The organism is Acidovorax sp. GW821-FHT10E03 (assembly GCF_059415205.1).
In genome coordinates this window covers 174,719-199,915 of sequence record NZ_JBWKMU010000014.1, presented here as the reverse complement: position 1 = coordinate 199,915, position 25,197 = coordinate 174,719, and the positions used below count along the sequence as shown (strand labels likewise).

At 71.1% G+C, this 25,197-nt stretch carries 20 protein-coding genes; 11 read left to right on the top strand and 9 right to left on the bottom strand.

Going from position 1 to position 25,197, the window contains the following annotated elements; all coding sequences use genetic code 11:
- Positions 1-3: 3 nt before the first annotated feature.
- The 4 genes from AC07OD_RS23605 to AC07OD_RS23590 form a co-directional block, all read right to left on the bottom strand.
- Positions 4-1,242 carry an ABC transporter permease gene (locus tag AC07OD_RS23605; RefSeq protein ID WP_494598184.1) on the bottom strand — a complete coding sequence of 413 codons (1,239 nt, stop codon included), beginning with the start codon at positions 1,240-1,242 and terminating at the stop codon, positions 4-6.
- The gene (locus AC07OD_RS23600; RefSeq protein ID WP_218295039.1) at positions 1,239-1,919 is read right to left on the bottom strand and encodes an ABC transporter ATP-binding protein; all 681 of its coding nucleotides are present in this window, start codon (positions 1,917-1,919) and stop codon (positions 1,239-1,241) included. Before AC07OD_RS23600 ends, AC07OD_RS23605 begins: the two co-directional genes overlap by 4 nt.
- On the bottom strand, positions 1,916-2,341 hold the full coding sequence (locus AC07OD_RS23595; RefSeq protein WP_218295321.1) for a Fur family transcriptional regulator: 426 nt from the start codon (positions 2,339-2,341) through the stop codon (positions 1,916-1,918). The genes AC07OD_RS23600 and AC07OD_RS23595 overlap by 4 nt, the downstream gene beginning before the upstream one ends.
- Positions 2,342-2,562: 221 nt before the next feature.
- The gene (locus AC07OD_RS23590; protein WP_494598183.1) at positions 2,563-3,399 is read right to left on the bottom strand and encodes a DUF6597 domain-containing transcriptional factor; all 837 of its coding nucleotides are present in this window, start codon (positions 3,397-3,399) and stop codon (positions 2,563-2,565) included.
- A 163-nt stretch (positions 3,400-3,562) separates the two neighbouring features.
- On the opposite strand from AC07OD_RS23590, the gene AC07OD_RS23585 reads away from it, so the two are divergent.
- Positions 3,563-4,537 (top strand): class I SAM-dependent methyltransferase, encoded by a 975-nt coding sequence (locus tag AC07OD_RS23585; RefSeq protein ID WP_494598182.1) that lies wholly within the window; start codon positions 3,563-3,565, stop codon positions 4,535-4,537.
- A gap of 32 nt (positions 4,538-4,569) precedes the next feature.
- On the opposite strand, the gene msrA is transcribed toward AC07OD_RS23585, so the two are convergent.
- A complete protein-coding gene (gene msrA / locus AC07OD_RS23580; protein WP_494598181.1) occupies positions 4,570-5,109 on the bottom strand; it encodes a peptide-methionine (S)-S-oxide reductase MsrA in 540 nt (179 codons plus the stop codon).
- 93 nt (positions 5,110-5,202) lie between these two features.
- On the opposite strand from msrA, the gene AC07OD_RS23575 reads away from it, so the two are divergent.
- The 6 genes from AC07OD_RS23575 to AC07OD_RS23550 all read left to right on the top strand — a co-directional run bounded on the left by AC07OD_RS23575 (position 5,203) and on the right by AC07OD_RS23550 (position 12,857).
- Positions 5,203-5,925 (top strand): TetR/AcrR family transcriptional regulator, encoded by a 723-nt coding sequence (locus AC07OD_RS23575; RefSeq protein ID WP_494598180.1) that lies wholly within the window; start codon positions 5,203-5,205, stop codon positions 5,923-5,925.
- A gap of 2 nt (positions 5,926-5,927) precedes the next feature.
- Positions 5,928-7,094: an efflux RND transporter periplasmic adaptor subunit gene (locus tag AC07OD_RS23570; protein ID WP_494598179.1), complete on the top strand. Its 1,167-nt coding sequence runs from the start codon at positions 5,928-5,930 to the stop codon at positions 7,092-7,094.
- A 15-nt stretch (positions 7,095-7,109) separates the two neighbouring features.
- A complete protein-coding gene (locus AC07OD_RS23565; protein WP_494598178.1) occupies positions 7,110-10,310 on the top strand; it encodes an efflux RND transporter permease subunit in 3,201 nt (1,066 codons plus the stop codon).
- Between the two features lie 25 nt (positions 10,311-10,335).
- Positions 10,336-11,049: a protein-L-isoaspartate O-methyltransferase family protein gene (locus tag AC07OD_RS23560; protein WP_218295046.1), complete on the top strand. Its 714-nt coding sequence runs from the start codon at positions 10,336-10,338 to the stop codon at positions 11,047-11,049.
- Positions 11,050-11,096: 47 nt separating this feature from the next.
- Positions 11,097-11,438, top strand: coding sequence for a rhodanese-like domain-containing protein (locus tag AC07OD_RS23555; protein ID WP_218295047.1), 342 nt, complete (start codon positions 11,097-11,099; stop codon positions 11,436-11,438).
- An 84-nt stretch (positions 11,439-11,522) separates the two neighbouring features.
- Positions 11,523-12,857 carry a TolC family outer membrane protein gene (locus AC07OD_RS23550; protein WP_218338603.1) on the top strand — a complete coding sequence of 445 codons (1,335 nt, stop codon included), beginning with the start codon at positions 11,523-11,525 and terminating at the stop codon, positions 12,855-12,857.
- Here AC07OD_RS23550 and AC07OD_RS23545 read toward each other — a convergent pair.
- From AC07OD_RS23545 to AC07OD_RS23535, 3 genes are all read right to left on the bottom strand, one after another.
- Positions 12,850-14,211 (bottom strand): 3-deoxy-D-manno-octulosonic acid transferase, encoded by a 1,362-nt coding sequence (locus tag AC07OD_RS23545; RefSeq protein ID WP_494598177.1) that lies wholly within the window; start codon positions 14,209-14,211, stop codon positions 12,850-12,852. The genes AC07OD_RS23550 and AC07OD_RS23545 overlap by 8 nt on opposite strands.
- Positions 14,208-14,993, bottom strand: a complete 786-nt coding sequence (locus tag AC07OD_RS23540) for a carbon-nitrogen hydrolase family protein (protein WP_218338605.1) — start codon at positions 14,991-14,993, stop codon at positions 14,208-14,210. The genes AC07OD_RS23545 and AC07OD_RS23540 overlap by 4 nt, the downstream gene beginning before the upstream one ends.
- Positions 14,994-15,068: 75 nt before the next feature.
- Positions 15,069-16,457, bottom strand: coding sequence for a phosphomannomutase/phosphoglucomutase (locus AC07OD_RS23535; protein WP_494598207.1), 1,389 nt, complete (start codon positions 16,455-16,457; stop codon positions 15,069-15,071).
- Between the two features lie 144 nt (positions 16,458-16,601).
- On the opposite strand from AC07OD_RS23535, the gene AC07OD_RS23530 reads away from it, so the two are divergent.
- The 4 genes from AC07OD_RS23530 to AC07OD_RS23515 all read left to right on the top strand — a co-directional run bounded on the left by AC07OD_RS23530 (position 16,602) and on the right by AC07OD_RS23515 (position 23,773).
- Positions 16,602-18,191 carry a DNA-3-methyladenine glycosylase 2 family protein gene (locus AC07OD_RS23530; RefSeq protein WP_218338606.1) on the top strand — a complete coding sequence of 530 codons (1,590 nt, stop codon included), beginning with the start codon at positions 16,602-16,604 and terminating at the stop codon, positions 18,189-18,191.
- A gap of 62 nt (positions 18,192-18,253) precedes the next feature.
- Positions 18,254-18,823, top strand: coding sequence for a methylated-DNA--[protein]-cysteine S-methyltransferase (locus AC07OD_RS23525; RefSeq protein WP_492245938.1), 570 nt, complete (start codon positions 18,254-18,256; stop codon positions 18,821-18,823).
- Positions 18,820-19,755, top strand: a complete 936-nt coding sequence (locus tag AC07OD_RS23520) for a DMT family transporter (RefSeq protein WP_218295053.1) — start codon at positions 18,820-18,822, stop codon at positions 19,753-19,755. Before AC07OD_RS23525 ends, AC07OD_RS23520 begins: the two co-directional genes overlap by 4 nt.
- A 163-nt stretch (positions 19,756-19,918) precedes the next feature.
- On the top strand, positions 19,919-23,773 hold the full coding sequence (locus AC07OD_RS23515; RefSeq protein WP_494598176.1) for an EAL domain-containing protein: 3,855 nt from the start codon (positions 19,919-19,921) through the stop codon (positions 23,771-23,773).
- Positions 23,774-23,869: 96 nt separating this feature from the next.
- Here the strand turns inward: AC07OD_RS23515 and AC07OD_RS23510 are convergent, their stop codons facing one another.
- On the bottom strand, positions 23,870-25,036 hold the full coding sequence (locus AC07OD_RS23510) for a pyridoxal phosphate-dependent aminotransferase (protein WP_492245936.1): 1,167 nt from the start codon (positions 25,034-25,036) through the stop codon (positions 23,870-23,872).
- Between the last annotated feature and the right edge of the window lie 161 nt (positions 25,037-25,197).

Genomic DNA, 25,197 nt, shown 5'->3' with positions numbered 1-25,197 from the left:
AATTCAGGGTTCGCTCAGCAGGTCCGCGACCTCGGTGCGGTAGGCCTGCATCGCTGGCAGCAACGCCGCCAGGGCCGCCACGCCGGCGGCCAGCAGCGGCACGCCGGCCTCCGCGGGCAGCCACACCAGGCCGCTGACGGGCAGCAGGCCTTGTGCCTGCAGTGCCCAGCCCAGCGCGTGGGCCAGGCCGTGGCCCAGCAGCAGGCCCAGGGCGCAGGCCATGGCGGCCAGCCACAGGGCCTCCCACAGCACCAGCCCGGCCACGCGGCCCGGCGGCGCGCCCAGCATGCGCAGCATGGCCAGGTCGGCGCGGCGTTCGCGCACCGCGTTCCACAGCGCGATGAACACGCTGAGGGCCGCCACGGCCAGCAGCACGCCGCCAAAGGCGCGCAGCACATCGGCGCCCACGCCCAGCAGGCGCAGCAGGCGCGTGACCTCGATGGCGGGCGCGGCCGCCTGCATGTCCGTGTCGGCATTGATCCGGCGCGGCAGCGTGACGGCGGCGAGCGGGGTGCGGTAGCGCACCAGGGCCACGGTGACCTCGCGGTCGTCCTTCAGCAGTTCCAGGTCCTCGTCATCGGTGGCCATGGCGCTCTCGTGCACCATCCAGACGGATTCGGTGCTGGTGAGGATGAGCCGGTCGAGCACGCAGCCGCAAGGCGCCAGCACGCCGCTCACGCGGTAGGGGTGGTCGCCGTGCGCGTGCCCGCCCCCGCCCAGCCCGTGGCTGCCCACAAAGGTGGCGCCCACCAGCGGCGCACCGCCATGGCCGGCCCTGACAATGCCGCGCGCCACGGTGGCGCCCAGCACCGCATCCATGGGCTGGCGCCACAGCGCGCCTTCGGCCAGCGCGGCCTCGTAGTGCGCCACGTAGTCGGGCGTGGTGCCCACGATGCGAAAGCCCTGGTAGCTGTCGCCCAGGCTGAGCGGGATGACCTGCGCCACCAGCGGGTTCTTCTGCAGCGCCTGCACCTCCTGCAGCGGAATGTTGCCCGTGGGCACGTCGATGTGGAACACCCCCGCCAGGATGAGCTGCAGCGGGCTGCCCTTGGCGCCCACCACGAGGTCGATGCCCGCGAGGTCGCGCTCGAACGCCTTGTCCAGCTGCGTGGCCACCAGCAGCACCAGCGTGATGGCCGCCAGGCCCAGCGTGAGCACCAGCAGGTTGAGCACGGCCGCCAGGGGGCGCGACCACAGGTAGCGCCAGGACAGGCGGGCCAGCTTGATTGCTACTGAATTCATAGCTTTTCGCGCTTGTCCTGCAAGCGCCCGGGGCCAATTTCGTTCAAGTCCAGCATCTGCGCGCTGGCCAGGGCCTGCACCACGCGCTGGTCGTGCGTGGCAATCACCAGGCTGGCATCGCAGGCGGCGGCGCTTTGCCGCAGCAAGTCCAGCGCATCGGCGGCGGCCTCGTCGTCCAGGCTGGCCGTGGGCTCGTCGGCCAGCAGCAGCTCGGGCGACAGCAGCACGGCCCGCGCCAGCGCGACGCGCTGCGCCTGCCCGCCCGAGAGCTGGTGCGGCCGGCGCGTGGCGAGTTCGGCCACGCCCACCTGCGCCAAGGCACGGGTGATGGCGGCATCGTCGCGCGGCAGCCCGGCGGCAAAGTAGACCAGCGCCAGGTTGTCGGCCACCGTGAGCGCGCTGGAGAGGTACAGCTTCTGCGGCAAAAAGCCGATGCTGCGCGCGCGCCAGGCGTCAATCTCGGCGCCCCGCTGCGTGCCCAGCTGGGTGCCCGCCACGAACAGATCGCCGCCGCTGGCACCCCGCAGGCCGGCGATGAGCGACAGCCAGGTGGACTTGCCGGTGCCCGAGCGCCCCCGCAGCAGCAGCGTGCCGCCCTGGCGCAGATCCACATCGGGGAAGCGCAGCGGCGCGTCGCCGCCGGGGTAGGCATAGGAAAGGCCCCGGGTGCGGATCATGCGGCGGCGCCCTCGGCAGGGTGCGCGCAGCCCGCGCAGCGGCCGCGCACCGCGATGTCCACCGCCAGGCTCTCATGCCCCGCCGTGGCCAGTGCCTGCAGCACCTGCCTGAGCGCGGTCCGCACCTTGGCCGAGCCCTGCGACAGGCGGAACTGGCGGTGGCAGTCATCGCATTCAAAGCGCGGCGCCGCGCCGTCGTCGCCCTGCGGCGCGAGCGCGTAGCGCGTGACGCGGGCGGCATCCACCTGCTTGTGCAGCAGGCCCGCGGCGGCAAACCGGTCGAGCATGCGGTAGACGGTGACCTTGTTGACGGGGGCGCCAGCGCCGGCCAGCGCGGCTTCCACCTCTGCCTCGGACAACGCAGCCTCGGGGCGCGCCGCGTACAGCGCCGCCAGTGCCCGCGTGGCACGGGTGGCGCGCATGCCGGCGGGCAAGGTCCAGGTGGCGGCGGGCAATGTGGCGGGGGAGCGGCGGGGTGTGGGCATGGCGGGTGCTGGGGGCGGCGGCGCCTGTAACGCAATCAGCTTGCATTATGCAGGCAGCCGGCACCCCGCGGCGGCAATCACCGCCCGTGGGCACGGGCCATCCCGCCCCTTCAGAGCCTTCTGGCCGCCGCGCCAGCACCGTCCCGGGGCGCGAGGCCTCAGGACCAGAGGCGGTAAAGCCAGTAGCTTTCGTCCTCGGCCTGCACGCGCCGGGCCAGCTCGGAGGGGCTTTGTCCCGTGACGCGCTGCGTCTCGCGGCACAGGTGGGCCTGGTCGGCATAGCCCGCGCCCAGCGCCACGTCGTGCCAGCGTGGCGCGTGCCCCGACTGTTCGCTCTCCAGCCGGGCCCGCGTGAGCGCGGTTTCCGCCCGCGACAGCCAGCCAAGGCGCCGCAGCGACTGGCCGGCCCAGGTCCGCACGTGGCGCTCCAGGCTGCGCAGGCTGCCCCCCAGGCCTCGGGCGGCAGCGTGGGCCTGCAATTCGCGCATCCAGCGCACGGCCGCGGCGGCGCCCGCCGCAGGGGCCTCGGCATGCGCAGGCTCCTGGCTGGCCACGAAGTCCTCCAGCAGCGCCATCCGCTGCGCATCGCTGGCGGCCGCGCGCACGCCGTCGCACAGCGCGAGCCAGGCGGGCGGCAGAACGTCCTGCACGGGCAGCAGTCCGTCCACCAGGGTGCTGATGTCCAGGCCCGTGAGCCGGTGGAATGCCTGCGGATGGAAGACCACGCCAAAGGTGCGCACCGGGCCGGGGTTGCGGGTCACCAGCGGCCGGGTCTGGGGCCCCAGCAGCAGCGTGGCCGGCAGCGCCCGCACCGCCTGCTGGCCGGGGCCAAGCTGTTCGGAGCTGCCCTCCAGGTACCAGGCGATGCCGCAGTACACCGAGGCCGGATAGCGGTTGAGCTGCGGGCCTTGCGCCGTGCCGTGCGCACGGCGCGTGGTGTCCTTGGTGATGTACGCGCGGATGCACCCCGCCAGCGGCGCAGGCGGCAGGACCACGGTGGCAAAAGGGAGCTGGAACCGGATTCGCACAGGCACGCATCGTAAACAGGTCCGCCCCGGATCCCAACGCTGGACCAACAGACGCCAGGCCTGCGGCACGCCGCGCCTGGCGAAAACGTTCAAGACGGCACCGCCGGTGCGCGCCAGAATCACCCGCACCATGACACCCACGACCCGCTCCGCCGCACCTGTCCCCTCCACCCCGCAGCAGCCGCTGCTGGCATCGGCCCGGCCCAGCCATACCGCCCTGCTGTGCGGCATCGCGCGCGCCCGGCACCAGTTGATCGAGGGCGGCGAGATCTTCGCCGACCCGCTGGCGCTGGACATCCTGGGCCCCGCCGGGGCCGCGCAGGTGCGGCAGGCGCTTGAGGGCGATGGCCCGCAAGGCCTTGCGAGGGACGCGGGGAGCTTTTCGCAGGCCATGCGCGGCGCGCTGGCGGTGCGCAGCCGCATTGCCGAGGACACGCTGCGCGAGGCCGTGGCCGCCGGGGCCACCCAGTACGTGGTGCTGGGCGCGGGCCTGGACACCTTTGCCTTGCGCGGTGAATGGCCGCGCGGCCTGGCGTGCGTGTTCGAGGTGGACCACCCGTCCACCCAGGCATGGAAGCGGGGCCTGGCCGCTTCGGCGGGCTTGTGCATGCCCCCGGGGGCTGCCTATGTGCCGGTGGACTTCGAGCGCCAGGATTTCATGGAGCAGCTGGTGGCCCAGGGCCTGGACGCGGGCCAGCGCACGGTGTTCTCCTGGCTGGGCGTGACGATGTACCTCGCCCCCTCGGCCGTGCAGGCCACGCTCGCGCGCATCGGTGCCGGGGCGGCGCCGGGGAGCGTGCTGGTGTTTGACTACGTGCGCCGCCCGGGGGCGCTGCAATGGGGCCGCAAGCTGGCGCTGGGCCTGATGGCGCGGCGTTTCGGCCGCATGGGCGAGCCCTGGCGGTGTTTCCTGCGCGATGCCGAGCTGCGGGCCCTGCTGGCGGGCCATGGCTTCGAGCCCCCCGAGTTCATTACGCCCGCCATGATCCGCAGCACGCTGCTGGCCCACCGGCCCAGCACGCCGCGCCAGCGGGTGCTGGGCGGGCTGCTGGGTGGCGTCGTGCGGGTGCGTGTGGGTGCGCGGGCCCCCGCGGCGGCCCGGTGACCACCGCCGCGGCCTGCGTCACGGCCGCGCCGTCACGCCGGCTTGAGATAGCGGGCGAAGGTCTTGCGGAACTTGTCCACCTTGGGGCCCACCACGAAGGCGCAGTAGCCCTGGTTCGGGTTGTTCGCGAAGTAGTCCTGGTGGTAGGCCTCGGCCGCGCTGTAGTTGGCCAGCGGCTTCACCTCGGTGGTGATGGGCGCGCCGAACAGCTTGTCCTGCGACATCTGGCGGATCATGTCGTGGGCGATGTCGCCGTGCTCGGGGGTTTCGTAATAGATACCGCTGCGGTACTGCGTGCCCACGTCGTTGCCCTGGCGGTTGAGGGTGGTCGGGTCATGGGTGTGGAAGAAGATCTCCAGGATCTCCTGCAGGCTGATCTCGTCGGCATCGAACGTCAGGCGCACCACCTCGGCATGCCCGGTGTCGCCCCGGCAGATCTGCTCGTAGCTGGGGTTCAGCGTGTGGCCGTTGGTATAGCCGCTCTCCACGTCGGTGATGCCCCGCACGCGGTCGAAGACGGCCTCGGTGCACCAGAAGCAGCCGCCGCCCAGAGTGATGGTTTGCAAGGTCATGGTGGTCCTTTGGTTGTGCTTTGCGATTATGAATTGACGCTCCGGCAGGTGCTTGCTACATTACTAACCGGTCAGTCATTAACAGAATTTCCCTTGTCCCCCACGCCCAACCCCTCTTCCGCCCCCCCGGGCACCAAGCGCGAGCGCCGCAAGGAAGCCCGTCCTGGCGAGCTGCTGGAAGCGGCGCTGGACCTTTTTGTCGAGAAGGGCTTCGCCGCGACCCGTGTGGATGAGGTGGCGGCGCGTGCCGGGGTTTCCAAGGGCACGCTGTTCCTGTATTTCCCCAGCAAGGAAGAACTCTTCAAGGCCGTGGTGCGGCACAACATCGCCGGCCGCTTCGAGGAGTGGACGCAGGAGCTGGAGACCTTCGAAGGCACCACCGCCGAGCTGCTGCGCTATTGCTACGAGGTGTGGTGGGAGCGCATCGGCTCCACCAAGGCCTCGGGCATCACCAAGCTGATGTTCAGCGAAGCCCAGAACTTCCCCGAGATCATGCAGTTCTACCAGCAGGAAGTGATCCAGCCGGGCCAGGGGCTGATCCGCCGCATCATCCAGCGCGGCATCGAGCGCGGCGAGTTCCGGCCGATGGCGCTCGACTACATCGTGCACGTGGTGCTGGCCCCCATGATCTTCCTGATGATGTGGAAACACTCGCTGGCGGTCTGCATCCCCGACGGCCTGGGCCTGCAGCCCGAGCTGTTCATCCAGGCGCAGATCGACAACGTGCTGCATGGGCTGCTCGTGCGGCCCGATGCCCCCCCGTGCGCCCCTCCCTCCTCCTCCCCTTCTTCTTCTCCGCCCGTGCGCGGCGCCTGACCATGAAACGCTGGATTCCCTGGGTGGCGGCAGCCATCGTCGTTGTGTTGCTGGGCGGCGGCGCGTGGCGCGCCATGGCGGCCCGCCAGGCGCAGCAGAAGGCGCTGAGCGAGGCCAGCGCCCAGAAGGCGCAGGCGCCGCTGCAGCTGGCCGCGGACGAGATCGTCACCGTGCGGCGCCAGAGCCTCACGCTGGAAGTGCCGGTGTCGGGTTCGCTGCGGGCGGTCGAGTCGGCCATGGTCAAGGCCCGCGTGGGCGGGGAACTGCAGGGCCTCATCCTGCGCGAGGGCGACAGCGTCAGGGCCGGCCAGGAAATCGCCCGCATCGACCCCACCGAAGCCCGCGCACGGCTGCGCCAGGCGCAGCAGCAGGCCGATGCCGCCAAGTCCCAGGTGGACATCAACCAGCGGCAATACGCCAACAACCGCGCGCTGGTGGACCAGGGTTTCATTTCGCCCACGGCGCTGGTCACCTCGCAGGCCAGCCTGGAGGCGGCGCAGTCGAGCCACCAGGCCGCCGTCTCGGCCGCCGACGTGGCGCGCAAGGCGCTCGACGACACCGTGCTCAAGAGCCCGATCACCGGGCTGGTGGCCCAGCGCCTGGCCCAGCCCGGCGAGCGCGTGGCCGTGGACGCCCGCATCATCGAGGTGGTGGACCTCTCCCGCCTGGAGCTGGAGGCGCTGCTGAGCCCCGCCGATTCGCTGGCCGTGCGCGTGGGCCAGAAGGCCCTGCTCACCATGGAAGGCTCGGCCGTGCCCGTGCCCGCCACCGTGGCGCGCATCAACCCCAGCGCACAGGCCGGCAGCCGCACGGTGCCCGTCTACCTGCGGGTGGAGCAGGCCCGGGGCGAAACGCCGCTGCGCCAGGGCCTGTTCGTGCAGGGCACGCTCGACACCGGCCGCACCGAGGTGCTGGCCGTGCCGCTGGATGCCGTGCGCACCGACAAGCCCGCGCCCTACCTGCAGACGCTCAAGGACGGCCGCGTGGCCTACGTGGAGGTCAAGACCGGTGCGCGGTCGGTGCTGAGCGGCCAGACCTGGGTCGCCATCGAGGGCGTGGCCGAAGGCACGCCCGTGATCGCCGGCCGCATTGGACAGCTGCGCGAGGGCACCGCCGTGGCGGCTGCCGCGCCCGCCGCCCCGGCCTCCGTGCCCCGCACCGCCCCCTGACCGCGCCGCACCGCCATGTGGTTCACCAAAGTCAGCCTCAAGAACCCCGTGTTCGCCACCATGGTGATGCTCGCCATCGTGGTGCTGGGCCTGTTCTCGTACCAGCGCCTGAAGGTCGATCAATTCCCCAACATCGACTTCCCGGTGGTGGTGGTCACCGTGGACTATCCCGGTGCGTCGCCGGAAATCGTCGAAAGCGAAGTCACCAAGAAGATCGAGGAAGGCGTCAACTCGATCGCCGGCATCAACGCCCTCACCTCGCGCAGCTATGAGGGCACGGCCGTCGTCATCATCGAGTTCCAGCTGCACATCGACGGCCGCAAGGCCGCCGAGGACGTGCGCGAGAAGGTGGCCACCGTGCGCCCCCTGCTGCGCACCGAGGTCAAGGAGCCGCGCGTGCTGCGCTTCGATCCCGCCAGCCGGGCCGTGTGGTCGCTGGCCGTGCTGCCGGACGACACGGCGGGCGCCACGGCCCGCAGTGCCGTGGAGCTGACCACCTGGGCCGAGCAGACGCTGAAGAAGCGCCTGGAGAACGTGCGCGGCGTGGGCGCCGTGAACCTGGTGGGCGCCACCAAGCGCGAGATCAACATCTACCTGAACCCGCAGGCGCTCGAAGCCTTCGGCGTGACGCCCGACCAGGTGGCCAGCGCCGTGCGCAACGAGAACCAGGACCTGCCCGTGGGCTCCATCCGGTCCCTCGCGCAGGAGCGCGTGGTGCAGATCGACGCACGCATGCAGCGCCCCGAGGACTTCGGCAGGATCATCGTCGCCCGCAAGAACGGTGCGCCCGTCCGCCTGGACCAGGTGGCCCGCGTGAACGACGGCGCGCAGGAAGTCGAAAGCCTGGCCCTGTACAACGGCCAGCGCACGCTGCTGCTGTCGGTGCAGAAGTCGCAGGGCGAGAACACCATCGAGGTAGTGGACGGCCTGACCGCCGCCGTGGCCGAACTCAAGAGCCAGTTGCCGCCCGGCGTGCGGCTGGAGACCATCGGCGACAGCGCCCGCCCCATCCGCGTGGCGGTGAACAACGTGCGCCAGACGCTGATCGAGGGCGCCATCCTCACGGTGCTCATCGTCTTCCTGTTCCTGAACTCCTGGCGCTCCACGGTGATCACGGGCCTCACCTTGCCCATCGCGCTGATCGGCACGTTCCTGTTCATGAACATGTTCGGCTTCACCATCAACATGATCACGCTGATGGCGCTGAGCCTGTGCGTGGGCCTGCTGATCGACGATGCCATCGTGGTGCGCGAGAACATCGTGCGCCACGTGCAGATGGGCAAGGGCGCTTACGACGCGGCGATGGACGGCACGCAGGAGATCGGCCTGGCGGTGCTGGCCACCACGCTGTCCATCGTGGCGGTGTTCATGCCCATCGGCTTCATGGGCGGCATCATCGGCAAGTTCTTTCACGAGTTCGGCATCACCATCGTCGCGGCGGTGATGATCTCGATGTTCGTGAGCTTCACGCTCGACCCCATGCTGTCGAGCATCTGGCACGACCCGAGCATCCACGCCCACGGGCAGCGCACCGAGCCGGTCACGTTCTACGACAAGACCATCGGCCGCGTCACGGGCTGGTTCGACCGGGCCACCGATGCGCTGGCCGAAGGCTACCAGCGCATCCTGCGCTGGTCGCTGGTGCACAAGCTGGCCACCATGGGCATTGCGCTGGCCATCTTCGTGCTGAGCATCTTCATGGTGCCGCTGCTGGGCACCGAGTTCGTGCCCAAGGCCGACTTCTCCGAAACCACCGTCAATTTCTACACGCCGGTGGGCTCCTCGCTGGAAGCGACCGAGGCCAAGGCCCGGCAGGTGGAAGGCATCCTGCGCGAGATGCCGGAAGTGCGTTACACCCTGGCCACCATCAACACCGGCAGCGCGCAAGGCAAGATCTACGCCAATCTGTACGTGCGCCTGGTGGACCGCAAGGACCGCAGCCGCAGCGTGGACCAGATGTCGGACGTGCTGCGCGAGCGCCTGAAGCAGGTGCCCGGCATCACGGTGACCCACGTAGGCCTGCTCGATGCCGTGGGCGGCCAGAAGCAGGTGGAGTTCTCGCTGCAGGGCCCCGACCTGCAGGAGCTGGAGCGCCTGACCAGGATCGTCACGGACAAGATCCGCGACATCCCGGGCCTGGTGGACCTGGACACCAGCGCCAAGCCCGACAAGCCGGTGATCGCCCTCGATGTGCGCCGCGAGGCCGCCTCCGACCTCGGCCTGGCCGTGGCCCCCATGGCCGCCTCGCTGCGCACGCTGGTGGCGGGCACCACCGTGGGCAACTGGCGCGCGCCGGACGACCAGACGTATGACGTGAATGTGCGCCTGGCCCCCGAGGCCCGCACCGCCCCCGCAGACCTGGAGCGCCTGCCCTTCGCGCTGACGGCCGCCGACGGAACCACGCGCATCGTGCGCCTGAACCAGGTGGCCCGCGTGACCGAATCCACCGGCGCCAACCAGATCAACCGGCGCGACCTGACCCGCGAGGTGGCCGTGAACGCCAACGTGGCCCAGCGCTCGGCCGGCGAGGTGTCCAACGACATCAAGAAGGCGCTCGAGAGCGTGAGCTTCCCGCCCGGCTACCGCTACCAGTTCGGCGGCTCCACCAAGAACATGGCCGAGTCCTTCGGCTATGCCATCTCGGCCCTGGCCATGGCCATCATCTTCATCTACATGATCCTGGCGAGCCAGTTCAAGAGCTTTTTGCAGCCGCTGGCGCTCATGACCTCGCTGCCGCTCACGCTCATCGGCGTGGTGCTGGCGCTCCTGATGTTCCGCTCCACGCTGTCGATGTTCTCCATCATCGGCGTGGTGATGCTGATGGGCCTCGTGACCAAGAACGCCATCCTGCTGGTGGACTTCGCGATCCGCGCCCGCGAGGAACACGTGAACGACGAAGGCCGCACCGTGCCCGGCCTGCCCCGCGCCGACGCCCTGCTGCTGGCCGCGCGCGTGCGGCTGCGCCCCATCCTCATGACCACGCTGGCCATGATCTTCGGCATGGTGCCGCTCGCGTTCGCGCTGTCCGAGGGTTCCGAGCAGCGCGCGCCCATGGGCCAGGCGGTGATCGGGGGGGTGATCACCTCCTCGCTGCTCACGCTGGTGGTGGTGCCGGTGGTGTATTGCTACATGGACGATCTGGCGCAATGGGCCCTTCGCCGCATGGGCCGCGGCCGCCCCCTGGCCGGGGCCTCTAAAATCGAGGGTTTGTCCTGACCCACGCCTCCCCTGGAGAAATCCCATGAACATGCCTCTGAACACGTCCGCCAATACCAGCGACCCCGTCGCCCAGGCCCGCTACAACATGATCGAGCAGCAGATCCGCCCCTGGAACGTGCTGGACGCCGACGTGCTGGACCTGCTGGCGATCGTTCGCCGCGAAGATTTCGTGCCTCCGGCCTACCGCAACATGGCGTTCATGGACATTGAAGTGCCCCTGCTCGGCAACGACGCCGAAGAGGCCGTGCGCCTGGGCCACAGCATGCTGCAGCCGCGCGTCGAGGCGCGCATCCTGCAGGACCTGCAAATCAAGCCCACCGACCGCGTGCTGGAGATCGGCGCGGGCTCCGGCTACATGGCCGCCCTGCTCGCCCACCGCGCCGAGCGCGTGGTGTCCCTCGAGATCAACCCCGAGCTGGCCGAGATGGCCCGCGAGAACCTGCGCGACGCGGGCATCCAGAACGCCGACGTGCGCCAGGGCGACGGCGCCCGCGATGCCATCCCCGATGGCCCGTTCGACGTGATCGTGCTCAGCGGCTCGGTCGCCGAAGTCCCCACGGCCCTGCTGTCGCACCTGCGCGATGGCGGCCGCCTGGGCGCCATCGTCGGCGGCGAACCCGTCATGCGCTTCACCGTGACCCGCCGCGCCGGCGACCGTTTCGAGACGGTGTCGCCCTGGGACACCATCGCGCCGCGCCTCGTGAACTTCCCCGAGCCGTCCGGCTTCACGTTCTGACCCCGGCTCCCCGAGCCTTGCATCCTGAGTCCCCTTCGGAGTCCTGCATGATCGATCACGTCCGTCCCGCCCAGCTGTCCGCTTGGTTCGCCGCCGCCCCCGAAGGCGGCCAGCCCCTGGTGCTGGACGTGCGCGAGCCCTGGGAGCTGCAGACCGCCAGCGTGCGTGCGGACGGCTTCGAGCTGGCCGCCATCCCCATGGGCGAGCTGTCCGGGCGCCTGGCCGAGCTGAACCCCGCCCGCCCCATCGCCTGCCTGTGCCACCACGGCGCCCGCAGCCTGCGCGTGGCGGCCTTCCTGCAGCACCACGGTTTTGAGCAGGTGGCCAACATCACCGGCGGCATCGACGCCTGGTCGCAGGAAAGCGACCCCGCCGTGCCCCGCTATTGACGACGGCGGCGGCCGGACCGCCCGCAGCCACCGCGCCTGTTTTGCCCCATTTTCGACACGCAGACTCTTTTCCGAAGGACCTCCATGACACCGCTACGGCCCCTCTCCCTGTCCCTTCTGTCCCTGGCGCTCGGCGCGGCACTGTGTGCCCCGGCGCAAGCCCAGAGCCTGCTGGAACTGGTGGAATCGGCCCGCACCTATGACACGGCGTGGCAATCGGCCCGCGCCCAGCTCGATGCGGCGGCCCGCCGCGCCGACCAGGCCCGCGCGGGCCTGCTGCCCAGCGCCGGGCTCACGGCCGGGCTCAGCCGCGCCAATGTGGAGCTGAGCCGCCCGCCGGTGGAAAACACCGGCACCACGCAGACGCTGGGCATGCAGGCCTCGCAGCCGCTGTACCGCCCCGCCAACCGCATCACCCTCGAACAGGGCCAGCGTGGCGTGGATGTCGCCCAGGCGCAGCTGGATGCGGCCACGCAGGACCTGCTGGTGCGTGTGAGCCAGGCTTACTTTGACGTGCTCGCGGCGCAGGACACCCTGGCCTTCGTGCAGGCGCAGAAAGCCGCCGTGTCCGAACAGCTGGCGTCGGCCAAGCGCAACTTCGAGGTGGGCACCACCACCGTCACCGACTCGCGCGAAGCCCAGGCCCGCTACGACCTGGTGGTGGCGCAGGAAATCGCCGCCGAAAACGACCTGCGGGTGAAGCGCCTGGCGCTGGACCAGCTCGTGGGCATCACAGGCACCACCCCCAAGCCCCTGGCGCTGCCCGTGCCGCTGCCCTCCGTGCAGCCCGACAACGTGACCACCTGGGTGGATACCGCGCGCGACCAGCAGCCCGGCGTGCGCCAGGCCGCGATCGCGCTGGACATCGCCCGCCTGGAAACCAGGAAGGCCGAAACCGGCCATCTGCCCACGGTGGACCTGCAGGCGGGATACAACATCACGCGCAACCCGAACGGCACCATCACGTCGCCCGGCGTGAACAACCGCACCAACAGCGCCAGCGTGGGCGTGGCGTTCAACCTGCCGCTGTTCGCCGGCTTCTCGGTGCAAAACCGCATCAGGGAAACCCTGGCCCTGGAAGAAAAGGCCACGGCCGACCTGGAAACCACCCGCCGCAACGTGGCCCAGGCCACGCGCGCTGCCTTCTTTGGCGTGCAGTCCGGCCAGGGCCAGGTGCAGGCCCTGGAAGCGGCCGAGGCCTCCAGCCAGAGTGCGCTGGACGCGAACAAGCTGGGCTACCAGGTGGGGGTGCGCATCAACATCGACGTGCTGAACGCCCAGAGCCAGCTCTTCCAGACCAAGCGCGACCTGGCCCAGGCACGCTACAACGTGCTGCTGGGCACGCTCAAGCTGCGCCAGGCGGCGGGCACGCTGACGCAGCAGGACGTCGAGGCGATCAACGCCCTGCTCGTCAAGTAGAGGGAGACAGGGAAGCCCCGGCGGGCTGCACGATCGCGCGCACCGCCCGGGCCGTTGCCAGCGCCGCCCCACGGTGGTCGCTGGCGAAGCGGCCCGCACGTTCGCTGGCGGCCTGCTGGCGGCCGGCGTCCAGTGCCAGCGCCGCAGCGCACGCGATGCCGGCGGCCATGTCGGGCACGCGCTGCGCGGCGCCCGCCGCGCAGGCCCGCTCGGCCGCCTCCGCAAAATTGAAGGTGTGCGGCCCCAGCACCACCGGGCACCCGCCAGCAGCGGCCTCGATGAGGTTCTGGCCGCCCAGCGGCGCAAAGCTGCCCCCCAGCAAGGCCACGTCGGCCAGGCCGTAGTACAGCGCCATCTCGCCCAGCGAATCGCCCAGCCACACATCGGCCGCCTCGGGCCCGGCCGCCCAGGTGCTGCGGCGCGACACGCCGAGCCCGGCGCGCTGGAGCAGCTGGTGCACCTCGTCAAAACGCTGCGGGTGGCGCGGCACGATGAGCCACTGCACGTTACCTGCTTCGCTATTGATAGCTGCTGGCGCTTTGCCAGCAAGCGCTGGAGGTTGTTTTTGCTTGAAATTTTCCAGCCACATCGCCTCCTCGCCCTCGCGGCTGCTGGCCAGCAGGACCACGGGGCGTCCCGCGCGCGCGCGCCAGGCGCGGCCCTGGGCGGTCTGGGCGGCGTCGGGCACCACATCGAACTTGAGGTTGCCAAACACGCCGCGCACCGGGGCGCCGATGGCCCGCAGGCGGGCCGCGTCGTCCTCGGTCTGGGCCCAGACGGCGGCCAGGCCGCCATAGGCCGGGCGCGCCAGCGGCGCCAGCCGCTGGGCCTTGCGCAGCGACGTGGCGTTGAAGCGCGCATTGGCCAGCACCAGGGGCACGCCGCGCCGCTGGCAGCCGGCCACCAGGTTGGGCCAGACCTCCGTCTCCATGAGGATGCCGATGGCCGGGCGGAACTTGCGCAGGAAACGTGCGACCGCGCCCGGCGTATCCCACGGTTGCCACACCTGCACGTCACCGGGGTGCAGCAGCCGCTCGCCCTCGGCCCGCCCCGTGGCCGTGCCGTGGGTGAGCAGCAGGCGCATGCCCGGCAGCTGTTCGCGCAGCTGCCCGAGCAGGATGCCGGCGGCGCGGGTTTCGCCCAGGGATACGGCATGGATCCAGACAAAGCGGCCGAGCGGGTCGGAGCTGCTGTGCGGCATGAGGCTGTCCATGGGCGCCGGGTAGCGGCCAAACCGCTCGCCCACCGCATGCCCATAGCCGGGCTCGGCCACCGCGCGGCGGCGCAGCTTGCGGCGCAGCAGCGGCTGCGCGCACCAGGTCACCAGCGAATACAGGGCCCGCGCGGCGTTCATACCGGAAGGGGCAGGTCCAGCACGCCGCCGCTCCAGCCGCTGTCGCCGCGCGCGGCCCAGACCAGGCAAGGCCGGTCGTGCGTGGCCGCGGCCACGCACCCGCCCCCGGGCTCCCAGACCGCGCTGCGGCCGGCGCTGGCGTAGCCGCCCGAGGCCCCGCTGTAGTTGGCCAGGAGCACGGCCATGCCGTGGTCCCGCGCATAGCCGCGCAGCAGGTCCGACTCGGGCCCGTAGCCTTTTTCGGAAATCAGCGCGCTGGCGGCATAGAGCACCGCGCCCGCCCCGTGCGCGGCGCGCGCATGCTCGGGGTGGGTGATGTCGGCGCAGATGGCCAGCCCCGTGGGTTCGCCGGCGAGCAGGTGCACCTGCGCGTCGTCCATTCCCGCGCTGGCGAATGACGCTTCGCTGGCATGCAGATGGCGCTTGCGGTACAGCGCCGCGCTGCCATCGGCGCCCAGCACCCATGCGCCGATGGAGGGCAGCAGCGCGCCCGGCGCCACGGGGGCCGCGGGCGCGCCCACCACCAGCGCCATGCCGTGGTCGCGCGCCGCCTGCCGCAGCGGCGCCAGCACGCCATGGTCGGCATCCAGCACCTGGGCGGCCAGCACCGCCGGCTCGTAGCCCGTGAGCGACAGCTCCGGAAACACCAGCACCTGCACCCCGTGGTGCGCCGCCACCCGCGCGAAGGCCAGGTGCGTCTGCACGTTGCGCGCCACGTCCCCGGGCACGGACGGCGACTGCGCGGCAGCGATGCGCAGGGGGGTGGACAGGTGCGAATTCACGGTCGGCGGATGGGCGAAAGGGTCAGGGAAAGTTCGGCGGGGCGAATGCGCCGTGCGGGCATCATCGCGCCCGGCTCAGTGGCTCGCGGCCCCCACGTGCGCACCAGGCTTCACGCGGTGCAGCAGGGCCAGCATGGCCGATTCGATGCGCGCCAGCGCCTCGCTCGTGTGGCCTTCGAAGCGCAGCACCAGCACGGGCGTGGTGTTGCTGGCACGGATCAGGCCAAAGCCGTCCGGCCAGTCCACGCGCAGCCCGTCGATGGTGCTGACCGTGGCGGGCGCCGCGAAGGTGCCGGCGGCCAGGGCCTGCAATTCGGCCGTCAGGCGGTGCGGCTCACCCTCGGCGCAGGCCACGTTCAGCTCGGGGGTGGAGAAACTCGTGGGCAGTGCGTTGAGCACGGCGCTCGGGTCGCTGCTCCTGCTCAGGATCTCCAGCAGGCGGCAGCCCGCATAGGTGCCGTCGTCGAAGCCGTACCAGCGCTCCTTGAAGAAGATGTGGCCGCTCATCTCACCGCCCAGCGGGGAGTTGGTCTCCTTCATGCGGGCCTTGATGAGCGAATGACCGGTCTTGAACATCACCGGCACGCCGCCGGCGGCCGCAATGGCGGGCGCCAGGCGCTGGGTGCACTTCACGTCGAAGATGATCTCGCCGCCGGGCACGCGCGAGAGCACGTCCTGCGCGAAAAGCATCATCTGGCGGTCGGGGAAGATGTTGGTGCCGTCCCTGGTCACTATCCCTAAGCGGTCGCCATCGCCGTCGAAGGCCAGGCCCAGTTCTGCATCGCTGGCCTTCAGGGCGTCGATCAGGTCGCGCAGGTTCTCCGGCTTGCTCGGGTCGGGGTGGTGGTTGGGGAAGTTGCCGTCCACCTCGGAAAAGAGCTCGATCACCTCGCAGCCCAGCGCGCGGAAGATGGCCGGCGCCGACGCACCGGCGATGCCGTTGCCGCAGTCCACCACCACCTTGAGCGGACGGGCCAGCTTGATGTCGCCCACGATGCGCGCGGTGTAGGCCGGCAGCACGTCCACATGCCGCACCGAACCGCCGGGCAGCAGCTGCCAGCTTTCCTGCTCCATGGTGCGGCGCAGGCCCTGGATCTCCTCGCCGTAGATGGCGCGGCCATTGAGCACCATCTTGAAGCCGTTGTAGTCCTTGGGGTTGTGGCTGCCCGTGACCTGAATGCCGCTTTGGCACAGTGTGCTGGCCGCGAAGTACAGCAGCGGCGTGGTCACCAGGCCCACGTCGATCACCTCGATGCCCGCCTCGACCAGCCCCTGGATCAGCGCGGCCGACATGGCCGGGCCCGACAGGCGCCCGTCGCGCCCCACGGCCACCGTGGTCTGCCCTTCGGCGCGGGCGGCGGTGCCAAAGGCCCGGCCCAGGCCCAGGGCCACTTCTTCATTCAGGGTGGACGGCACGATGCCGCGGATGTCGTAGGCTTTGAAAATGGCGGGCGTGGGCTGCACGTAGGGGCCTTTCACGAAGAGGGTTGAAACGTCCGCAGCATTGTAGGCGGCCCCTTCCGCCTCCTTGCGCACGCCGCCCGGGGGCGCCGAGGCACATGTCCGAAAACGGCCAGTGCGCGCGCCGCCGGGGCCTATCATTCCGCCATGACCTCGCCCCACCTGCCTTCCTCCACGGACACCGACATGGCCTCGGACGAGGGCCGCTATCTTGCCGTGCTGGCCCGGGACGCGCGCTTTGACGGACGCTTCTTCACCGGCGTGACCTCCACCGGCATCTATTGCCGCCCGGTGTGCGCCGTGCGCACGCCGCGCCGCGAGAACTGCCGCTTCTTCAGCCTTGCCGCCCAGGCCGAGAGCGCGGGCTTCAGGCCCTGCCTGCGCTGCCGGCCGGAGCTGGCGCCGCAGGCGCTGGTGTGGTCGGTGCAGGATGCCAGCGGCATCCTGGTGCAGCAGGCCGTGCGGCTGCTGGATGCGCCCGACCTCTGGCCGGCCCGGCCCACGCGGGGCGACAGCGGCGCCACCGTCGCCCGGCTGGCCGAACGCCTGGGCGTGAGCGACCGCCACCTGCGCCGCATCTTCGAGGCCGCGCTGGGCGTGTCGCCCCTGCAGTACCTGCAGACCCGGCGGCTGCTCACGGCCAAGCAGCTGCTCACCGACACCCCGATGCCGGTCACGCAGGTGGCGCTGGCCAGCGGCTTCGCGAGCGTGCGGCGCTTCAATGCGGCGTTCGCGGGGCACTACGGGCTCAATCCCACCCAGCTGCGGCGCAGCGGCGCGGGCCCCCTCAAGGCGGACGCGTCCGGCACCGGCAGCACCTTGCGCCTGGCCTGGCGCCCGCCCTTCGACGTGGCGGCGCTGCTCGCGTTCTTCGAGCGGCGGCAGTTCCACGGCGTCGAATGGGTGCTGCCCCACGAGGCCACGCTGCGCCGCACCGTGCGCCTGCCGTCCGCCTGCACCGGCATGGCGCAGGAGACCACCGGCTGGTTCAGCGCGCGCTTCGACGTGGTCCGCCACCAGGTGCTGCTGCAGACCAGCGACAGCCTGTACCCGGTGCTGCCGCTCGTGATCCGCCGCGTGCGCGCCATGCTGGACCTGGACGCCGACCCGGCGGCCATCAACGCCGTGCTGCACCCGCACTTCCCGGACGGCGACGGCCTGCGCGTGCCCGGTGCGTTCGACGGCTTCGAGCTGGCCGTGCGCGCCGTGCTGGGCCAGCAGATCACCGTGGCGGCCGCGCGCACGCTGGGGCAGCGGCTGGTGGAGCGGCTGGGCGAGCCCATCGCCACGCCCTGGCCCGGGCTGAACCGGCTGTTTCCCACGGCCGCCACGCTCGCCGTGGCCGACGGCGACACCCTGGGCCAGCTGGGCATCGTGCGCCAGCGCCAGGCCGCCATCGTGGCGCTGGCCCGCGCCGTGGACAGCGGGGGCCTGGCCCTGCATGCCGGCGCCGATGTGGCCGCGACCACGGCCGCCCTGTGCGCCCTGCCCGGCATTGGCGACTGGACGGCGCAGTACATCGCCATGCGCGTGCTGCGCTGGCCCGATGCCTTCCCTGCCGCCGACGTGGCGCTGCACAAGGCGCTGGGTGTCCAGGGTCAGAAGAACCCGGCGCGCGCCGCCAGCGCGGCGTCCGAGGCGTGGCGCCCGTGGCGCAGCTATGCGGTGCTGCGCGCCTGGGCGGCGGGCACGGCGGAGCCCGCCATCCCGGCGCCTGAAACACTATCAAAACAATAGCTTTTCGCGCTGATCCAGCAAGCGCTGGCGGCTTGTTTTATTCAAAATCACCGAGATTCCCCATGCAATACCACCCCCACACCGTGCAGGCGCGGGCCAGCACCGCCCTTGGGCCGGTGCGCCTGGCCGCATCGCCCGCCGGCCTCTGCGGCGTCTGGTTCGAAGGCCAGCGCCACGAACCCGCCAGCTTTCTCCACGGCGGGCACGCCTGGGCCGAGGCGGCCGGCCATCCCGTGCTGCAGGCCGCCGCCAGCCAGCTGCAGCAGTACCTGCGGGGCGATCGGCAGGACTTCGATCTGCCGCTGGATCTCTCGGGCGGCACGCCGTTCCAGCAGGCGGTGTGGCGCGCCCTGCTGGCCATCGGCCGCGGCGGCACCACCAGCTATGGGCGCCTGAGCCAGCAACTGGGCCGGCCGCTGGCCGTGCGCGCCGTGGGCGCGGCCGTGGGGCGCAACCCGCTGAGCGTGGTGGTGCCCTGCCACCGCGTCCTGGGCGCGGACGGCAGCCTGACAGGCTACGCGGGCGGGCTGGACCGCAAGACGGCCCTGCTGACCATGGAGAATGCGCTCTTCGCGCCCCCGCGGCCGCCCGTGCCGGCGGGCGCCCTGCCCCCAGAGAAAGGCCATGAATGAACAGCCCGAACAGCCCGGGAACCCAACCCGTCACCACCTGGATCGGCGAATTCATCCTGCTGGCGGCGCTCTGGGGCGCCTCGTTTCTTTTCATGCGGCTGGGGGCGTCCGAGTTCGGCCCGCTGCCCACCGCCGGGCTGCGCGTGGCGCTGGCCACGGTGTTCCTGTGGCCCATCATGCTGCGCCAGGGCCATGGGCCCGCGCTGCGCAGGCACTGGCGGCCCATCATGTTCGCCGGGGTCATCAATTCGGCGATTCCGTTCGCGCTGTTTTCCTGGGCGGTGCTGCACCTCGCCACGGGCCTGACCTCGATCCTGAATGCCACCGTGCCCCTGTTCGGCGCGCTGGTGGCCTGGCTCTGGCTGGGCGACCGCATCAACCGCCTGCGCTGGGCGGGCCTGGCCCTGGGCTTCGTGGGCGTGGCGCTGCTCGCGTGGCGCGCGCCGGCCGGCACGGGTTTCAAGAGCGACAGCGCCGAATGGGCGATCGCGGCGTGCCTGCTGGCATCGTCCTTCTACGGCCTGTCGGCCAGCTTTGCGCGCCGTTTCCTCACGGGCATACCGCCCCTGGCCACCGCCACGGGCAGCCAGCTGGGCGCGGCGCTGGGCCTGGCCGTGCCCACCCTGTGGCTGTGGCCGGCGCAGATGCCGGGCCCCCGCGCCTGGGGCTGCATCGTCGCCATCGCGGTGCTGTGCACGGGCATCGCCTACATCCTGTACTTTCGCCTCATCGCCAGCGCGGGGCCCAGCCGGGCACTGGCCGTGACCTTCATCGCGCCCGTGTTCGCGGTGCTGTATGGCGCGATCTTCCTGGGCGAGCGCATCACGCCGTGGATGCTGGGCTGCGCGCTCGTCATCGTGTGCGGCACGATGCTGTCAACGGGGCTTATCAGGACACTGCGGCCGGGCCGGACGGCGCCGGAACAGCCATAAACTCGGGGAATGGTTTTTTCCCCGGGCCGCTGCGATCTGAGTCTTGCGTTGGACGGCGCGGGGCACCGCGCCGCCGCACACCACCCGGGCCGACCGGCGCGGGCAGCGGTTTGCGCTGAAGCCGTCCCGGCCCCCTGGCCCTGCCTTTGCAGCGCGCTCCGCCATGGGTAACAACACGCTCCTGGCCGGCACGGTGCTGATGACGCTGCTCCTGGTGCTGGAGTGGCTCCCGCCCCAGGAGGCGCTGCGGCCATCCCGGCGCACGCTCTGGCTGCTGGGCATGGCGGGCGGCGCGGTGTCGGCGGTGTCGTTCACCGCGCTGCACTGGAATGCGCCCGAGCTGAGGCTGGTGGCCTATCCCACCGTGGCCGCCTTTATGGGACTTTATTTCGGCGGCCTGCCGGCCGCCATCACCGCCCTGGTGGCGCTGCTGGCCGTGGTCGCGACGGCCCCCTCCGCCACCCCGCCCGCCGTGCTGGTGCTGGGCGCCACGTGGCTGCTGGCATGGCTGTGGCGGCGCATGGCCCGGCGCCTGCCCCTGCGCCCGGCGGCATGGATCGCGCTGGTGGGCCTGGCCATCACCCTGCCCCTGGTGGTATCGGCCTGCCTCTGGCTCGCGAACCTCGCGCCGCCGGCCGGGGCCCCGTGGCCGACGAGCCTTCCCTGGCACCATGGCGCGGGCGTTCTGATGCTGGGCGTGGGCCGCCTGCTTCTGGCCAGCAAGGCCCGCGCGGAGCTGGCGCGCACCAGCACCCAGCAAGCCCTGGTGCAGCGCGAACAGCAGCTGCAGCTGGCCATGGACTCCCTGGGCGGAGGCCGGTGGGAATGGGACGTGGTCCAGCGCCAGTTCCGCTGCCACGGCCGGTTCTACGAGGCGTTTGGCATCAGCTGCGACGACGCGGACGCCCAGGGCCTGTGGGAGCGCTGGTATGCGCTGCGCCACCCCGCCGACGCCCAGCGCAACGCCGCCCGGCTGGCGCGGGCCATGGACGGGCTGGACGAGACGTACGAAGCGGAATTCCGCGTGATGGACACGCGCGGCCAGTGGCGCTGGCTGATGTCGCGCGGCGCCGTGGCCCGCCGCGATGCGGGCGGGCGCCCGCTCAGCCTGATCGGCATGGACGTGGACATCACGGCCCACCGCGAGGTGGAGGACGCTCTGCGCTCCTCGGAGGCCAAGTACACCACCTTCTACCAGACGCTCCCCGATCCTGCGGGCATCTCGCGCATCTCCGATGGGCGCTACATCGACGTGAACCCTGCCTTTTGCGAGGTGCTGGGCCGCCCGCGCGACGAGGTGATCGGGCGCACGTCCTCCGAGCTGAAGATCTGGGCCTCCGAGCAGGAGCGCGCACGGCTGGTGGACACCTTCCGCCGCGAGGGCAAGGTCGACCGCCTGCCCCTGGTGGCCCAGCGCGACGGAATCCGCATACCGGGGCTGATGTCGGCACGCTCCGTGCTTGTGGATGGCGAAAACTGTTTTGTCTTCGTTTTCCACGACATGACCGAAGCCCACCGCGCCAGCGACGAACTGCGCGCCCTCAACAGCCTGCTGCAGCAAGCGGGCCGCCTGGCCCGTCTGGGCGCCTGGGAGGACGAGCGCGGCAAGGGCCTGGTCTACTGGTCGGACGTGTGCTTCGACATCCATGGCCTGGCGCCCGGCTCCCCGCTGCCGCACGACTACATCGACCGCCACGTGGCCCCCGCCTACCGGGAACCCCTGCGCGACCGGTTCCGCCAGAGCATCCTCGAGCGCGCCGAGTGGAGCATGGAGATGGAGGTGCTGCACACCGACGGGCGGCTGGTCTGGGTGCGCGCGCGGGGCGAGCCCGTCATCGAGAACGGCCGGGTCACCCGCGTGCGCGGCGTGATGCAGGACATCGACGAGGCCAAGCGCGCCGAGCAGCGCCTGCGCCAGTCCGAGGAGCGCTTCTCGCGCATCTTTCACCTCATGCCCTACCCCATGGGCCTGTCGCGCCGCATGGACGGGCGCTACGTGGACATCAACCCCGCCTGGGTGGAGATGCTGGGCATCCCGCGCGAGGAGGCCATCGGCCGCACCGCCATCGAGCTGGGCATCTTCACCGCCGACGACCGCCAGCGCCTCATGGATGCGGTGGCGCGCTCCGGCCAGCTCAACAGCTACGAGGTGAAGCTGAACGTGCGCGGCGGCCCGCCGCGCACCGTGCTGCAGTCCATGCGGGCGACCGAATTCGACGGCGAACCCTGCTGGCTGTTCTCGGTGCACGACATCACCGACCGCAAGCGCGAGGAAGAGCAGGTGCGCGAACGCGAGGCGCTGCTCTCGCTCACCATCTCGGCCGCGTCGCTGGGCCTGTGGGACTGGAACCTGCAGACCGGCACCGTCACGGGGGACAGCCGCTGGCGCGCGATGCGCGGCCTGCCCGCATCGCACGGCCCTTTCGGCGCCACGCAGTGGACCCGCGGCATCGCCCCCGACGACATCGACCGCATCACCACCGAGGTCGCCCGCCACACCGCCCACCCCGGCACGCCGTTTGACGCCACCTGGCGCGTCAACCAGAGCGAGGCCGGCGACGATGCCGTCCGCTGGGTGCGCAACCTGGGCAAGATCGTCGGCCTTGACGCCATTGGCCGCCCCGAACGCATGCTGGGCGTGGCGATCGACGTGACGCCCCAGCGCGAACAGGAAGTGCTGCTGCAGCGGCTGGCGCTGTTCGATGCCCTCACCGGCCTGCCCAACCGCGTGCTGCTGGCGCGCAAGCTGCAGGAATGCATGGACCAGGCGCGTGCAAACGGCACGCAGCTGGGCGTGGCCTACCTGGACCTGGACGGCTTCAAGCCCGTGAACGACCGGCTGGGCCACGGCGCGGGCGACCGCCTCCTGGTGGTGGTGGCCGGCCGGCTTACGCGCGCGCTGCGCCCGCTCGACTGCGTGGCCCGCCTGGGGGGCGACGAGTTCGTGATCCTCATGCCCGGGCTGGACTCGGCCAACGGCTGCGAAGCCATGCTCCACCGCGTGATGGAAAGCATCTCGGCCCCCTACACGCTCGACGCCGAGCGCGTGGTGGTCACGGCCAGCATCGGCTACACGGTGTTCCCGCAGGACGACGCCGATGCCGATGCCCTGCTGCGCCATGCCGACCAGGCCATGTACGCCGCCAAGCAGGCCGGGCGCAACCGCTTCCACCAGTTCGATGCCGCCCAGGAGCGCGCCCTGCAGCTGCTGCGCGCGCAGGGGCGCCACCTGCGCGACGCGCTGGCCGATGCCCAGTTCACCCTGTACCTGCAGCCCAAGGTGGACATGAAAAGCGGCGCCGTGGTGGGCGCCGAAGCCCTCGCGCGCTGGCAGCACCCGCAGCGCGGCCTGGTGCCGCCCGGCGAATTCCTGCCGCTGCTGGAGGGGACCGAGCTGGAGATCGGGTTCGGCGAATGGGTGGTCGAGGCCGCGCTCTCCATCCTGGAAGAGCTGCAGGCGCGCGGCATGGCCCTGCCGCTGAGCGTCAACATCGCCGCCCAGCACCTGCAGCGCCCCGACTTCGCCGACTGGATGGCCCGGTGCATCGCGCGCCACCCCGGCGTGCCCGGGCACCTGGTGGAAATCGAGATCACCGAAAGCGCCGCGCTGTACGACCTGGCGGCCGTGGCGCACACCCTGACCGCGCTGCGTGGGCTGGGGGTGGTGGTGTCGCTGGACGACTTCGGCACCGGCTACTCGTCGCTGACCTACCTGCGCCGCCTGCCCATGGACACGCTCAAGATCGACCAGAGCTTCGTGCACGGCATGATGGGCGATCCGGGCGATCTGGCCATCGTGCAGGGCGTGATCGGCCTGGCGCGCTCGTTTGGCTACCGCGTGATCGCCGAAGGCGTGGAAACCATCGAGCAGGGACAGATGCTGCTGCAGCTGGGCTGCACCCAGGCGCAGGGCTATTGCATCGCGCGGCCCATGCCGCTGGCGGACTTCACCGGCTGGGCGGCCCAGTGGCAGCTGCCATCGGGCTGGCAGCGGCAGGCCCAGGGAAGTTTCAGGTAAAAACCGCGCAAGCGCTTTTCAGGCAAGCGCATGCAGCTATTATAAATATAGCAAACTACAGCAGGCACACTGCTGCCACGTGCACTCTGCCCCCCATCAACCCCGGCTGGACCCCGCCAGCCAGGCCTGCAGGCGCTCCACGCCCGCCTCCAGCCGCGCGGGGTCCCTGGAGGCAAAACACCAGCGCAGCCAGCCCTGGGCCTCGGGCGCGAACGCATTGCCCGGCGCCAGGCCCAGGCCGGCCTCGCTCACCAGCCGCTGGGCGACCGCCAGCGAATCGTCAAAGCCGTGCAGGCGGAAGAAGGCGTACATGCCGCCGAGCGGGCTGGCCACCTCCACCTGCGGCAGCGCGGCCAGGCGGGGCAGCAGCGTGTCGCGGCAGCGGCGCATGCGCGCCACCAGGGGCGGCGTGATCTCGCCCGCATGCTCCAGCGCCGCCAGGCCCGCGCGCTGGGTGAACACGCTGGCGCAGGAGGTGTTGAATTCGATCAGCTTGCCCACGGCGTCCACCAGCGCGGGCGGCAGCACGAGCCAGCCCAGGCGCCAGCCGGTCATCAGGAAGCTCTTGGAAAAGCTCTGCACCACGATGAGCCGGTCCTCGGGCGCGGCGATGTCCAGGAAACTCGGCGCGCAGCCGTGGGGGGTCGCCTCGTAGTACAGGCGTTCGTACACTTCGTCCGCCAGCACCCAGGTGCCGGTGCGCCGGCAATGGTCCAGGATGGCCTGCTGCTCCGCGCGCGTGAGCGTCCAGCCCGTGGGGTTGTTGGGTGCGTTGACGATGAGCAGTCGTGTGGCCGGCGTGATGGCGTCGAGCAGCACCTGCAGATCCAGCGTCCAGGCACCGCCCTCGGCGCGCAGCGGCACGCACCGCACACGGGCACCCAGCACGGCGGGCTGGGCCGTGAGGTTGGGCCACACGGGCGTGACGGCCACGACCTCGTCCCCCGCATCGAGCAGCGCCTGCATGGCCACCATCAGCGCGCTCACGCCCCCCGAGGTCACGGCGATCCGTTCCGCACCGATGGGGCCATGCAGCGCGCTGGCGTAGGCGGCTATCGCCTGGCGCAGCTCGGGCAGGCCGAGGTTGTGGGAGTAGAAGGTCTCGCCCCGCTGCAGGGACTCGATGGCCGCCTGGCGCACGGGCTCGGGCGTGACCTCGTCGCTTTCGCCGAACCAGAAGGCCAGGACGTCGGCCCGGCCCATGCCGGCGTTGGCGACTTCACGGATCTTGGAGGCTTCGAGGTTTTCTACGGCGAGGCGCATGGGGTGGTCCTTGGAAAGCGCAGGAGTGGCGATGGTCGAGCATAGCTCCAGCTGGAGCGGGGCGGCGCCTTGATGGGAGGCGGCTCGGGTGCAGGGGCGAAAGCCGGGATGTCGCCCCGGCCTCCGCCCTCAGCCCAGGCACACAGCCAGAACAGCACACA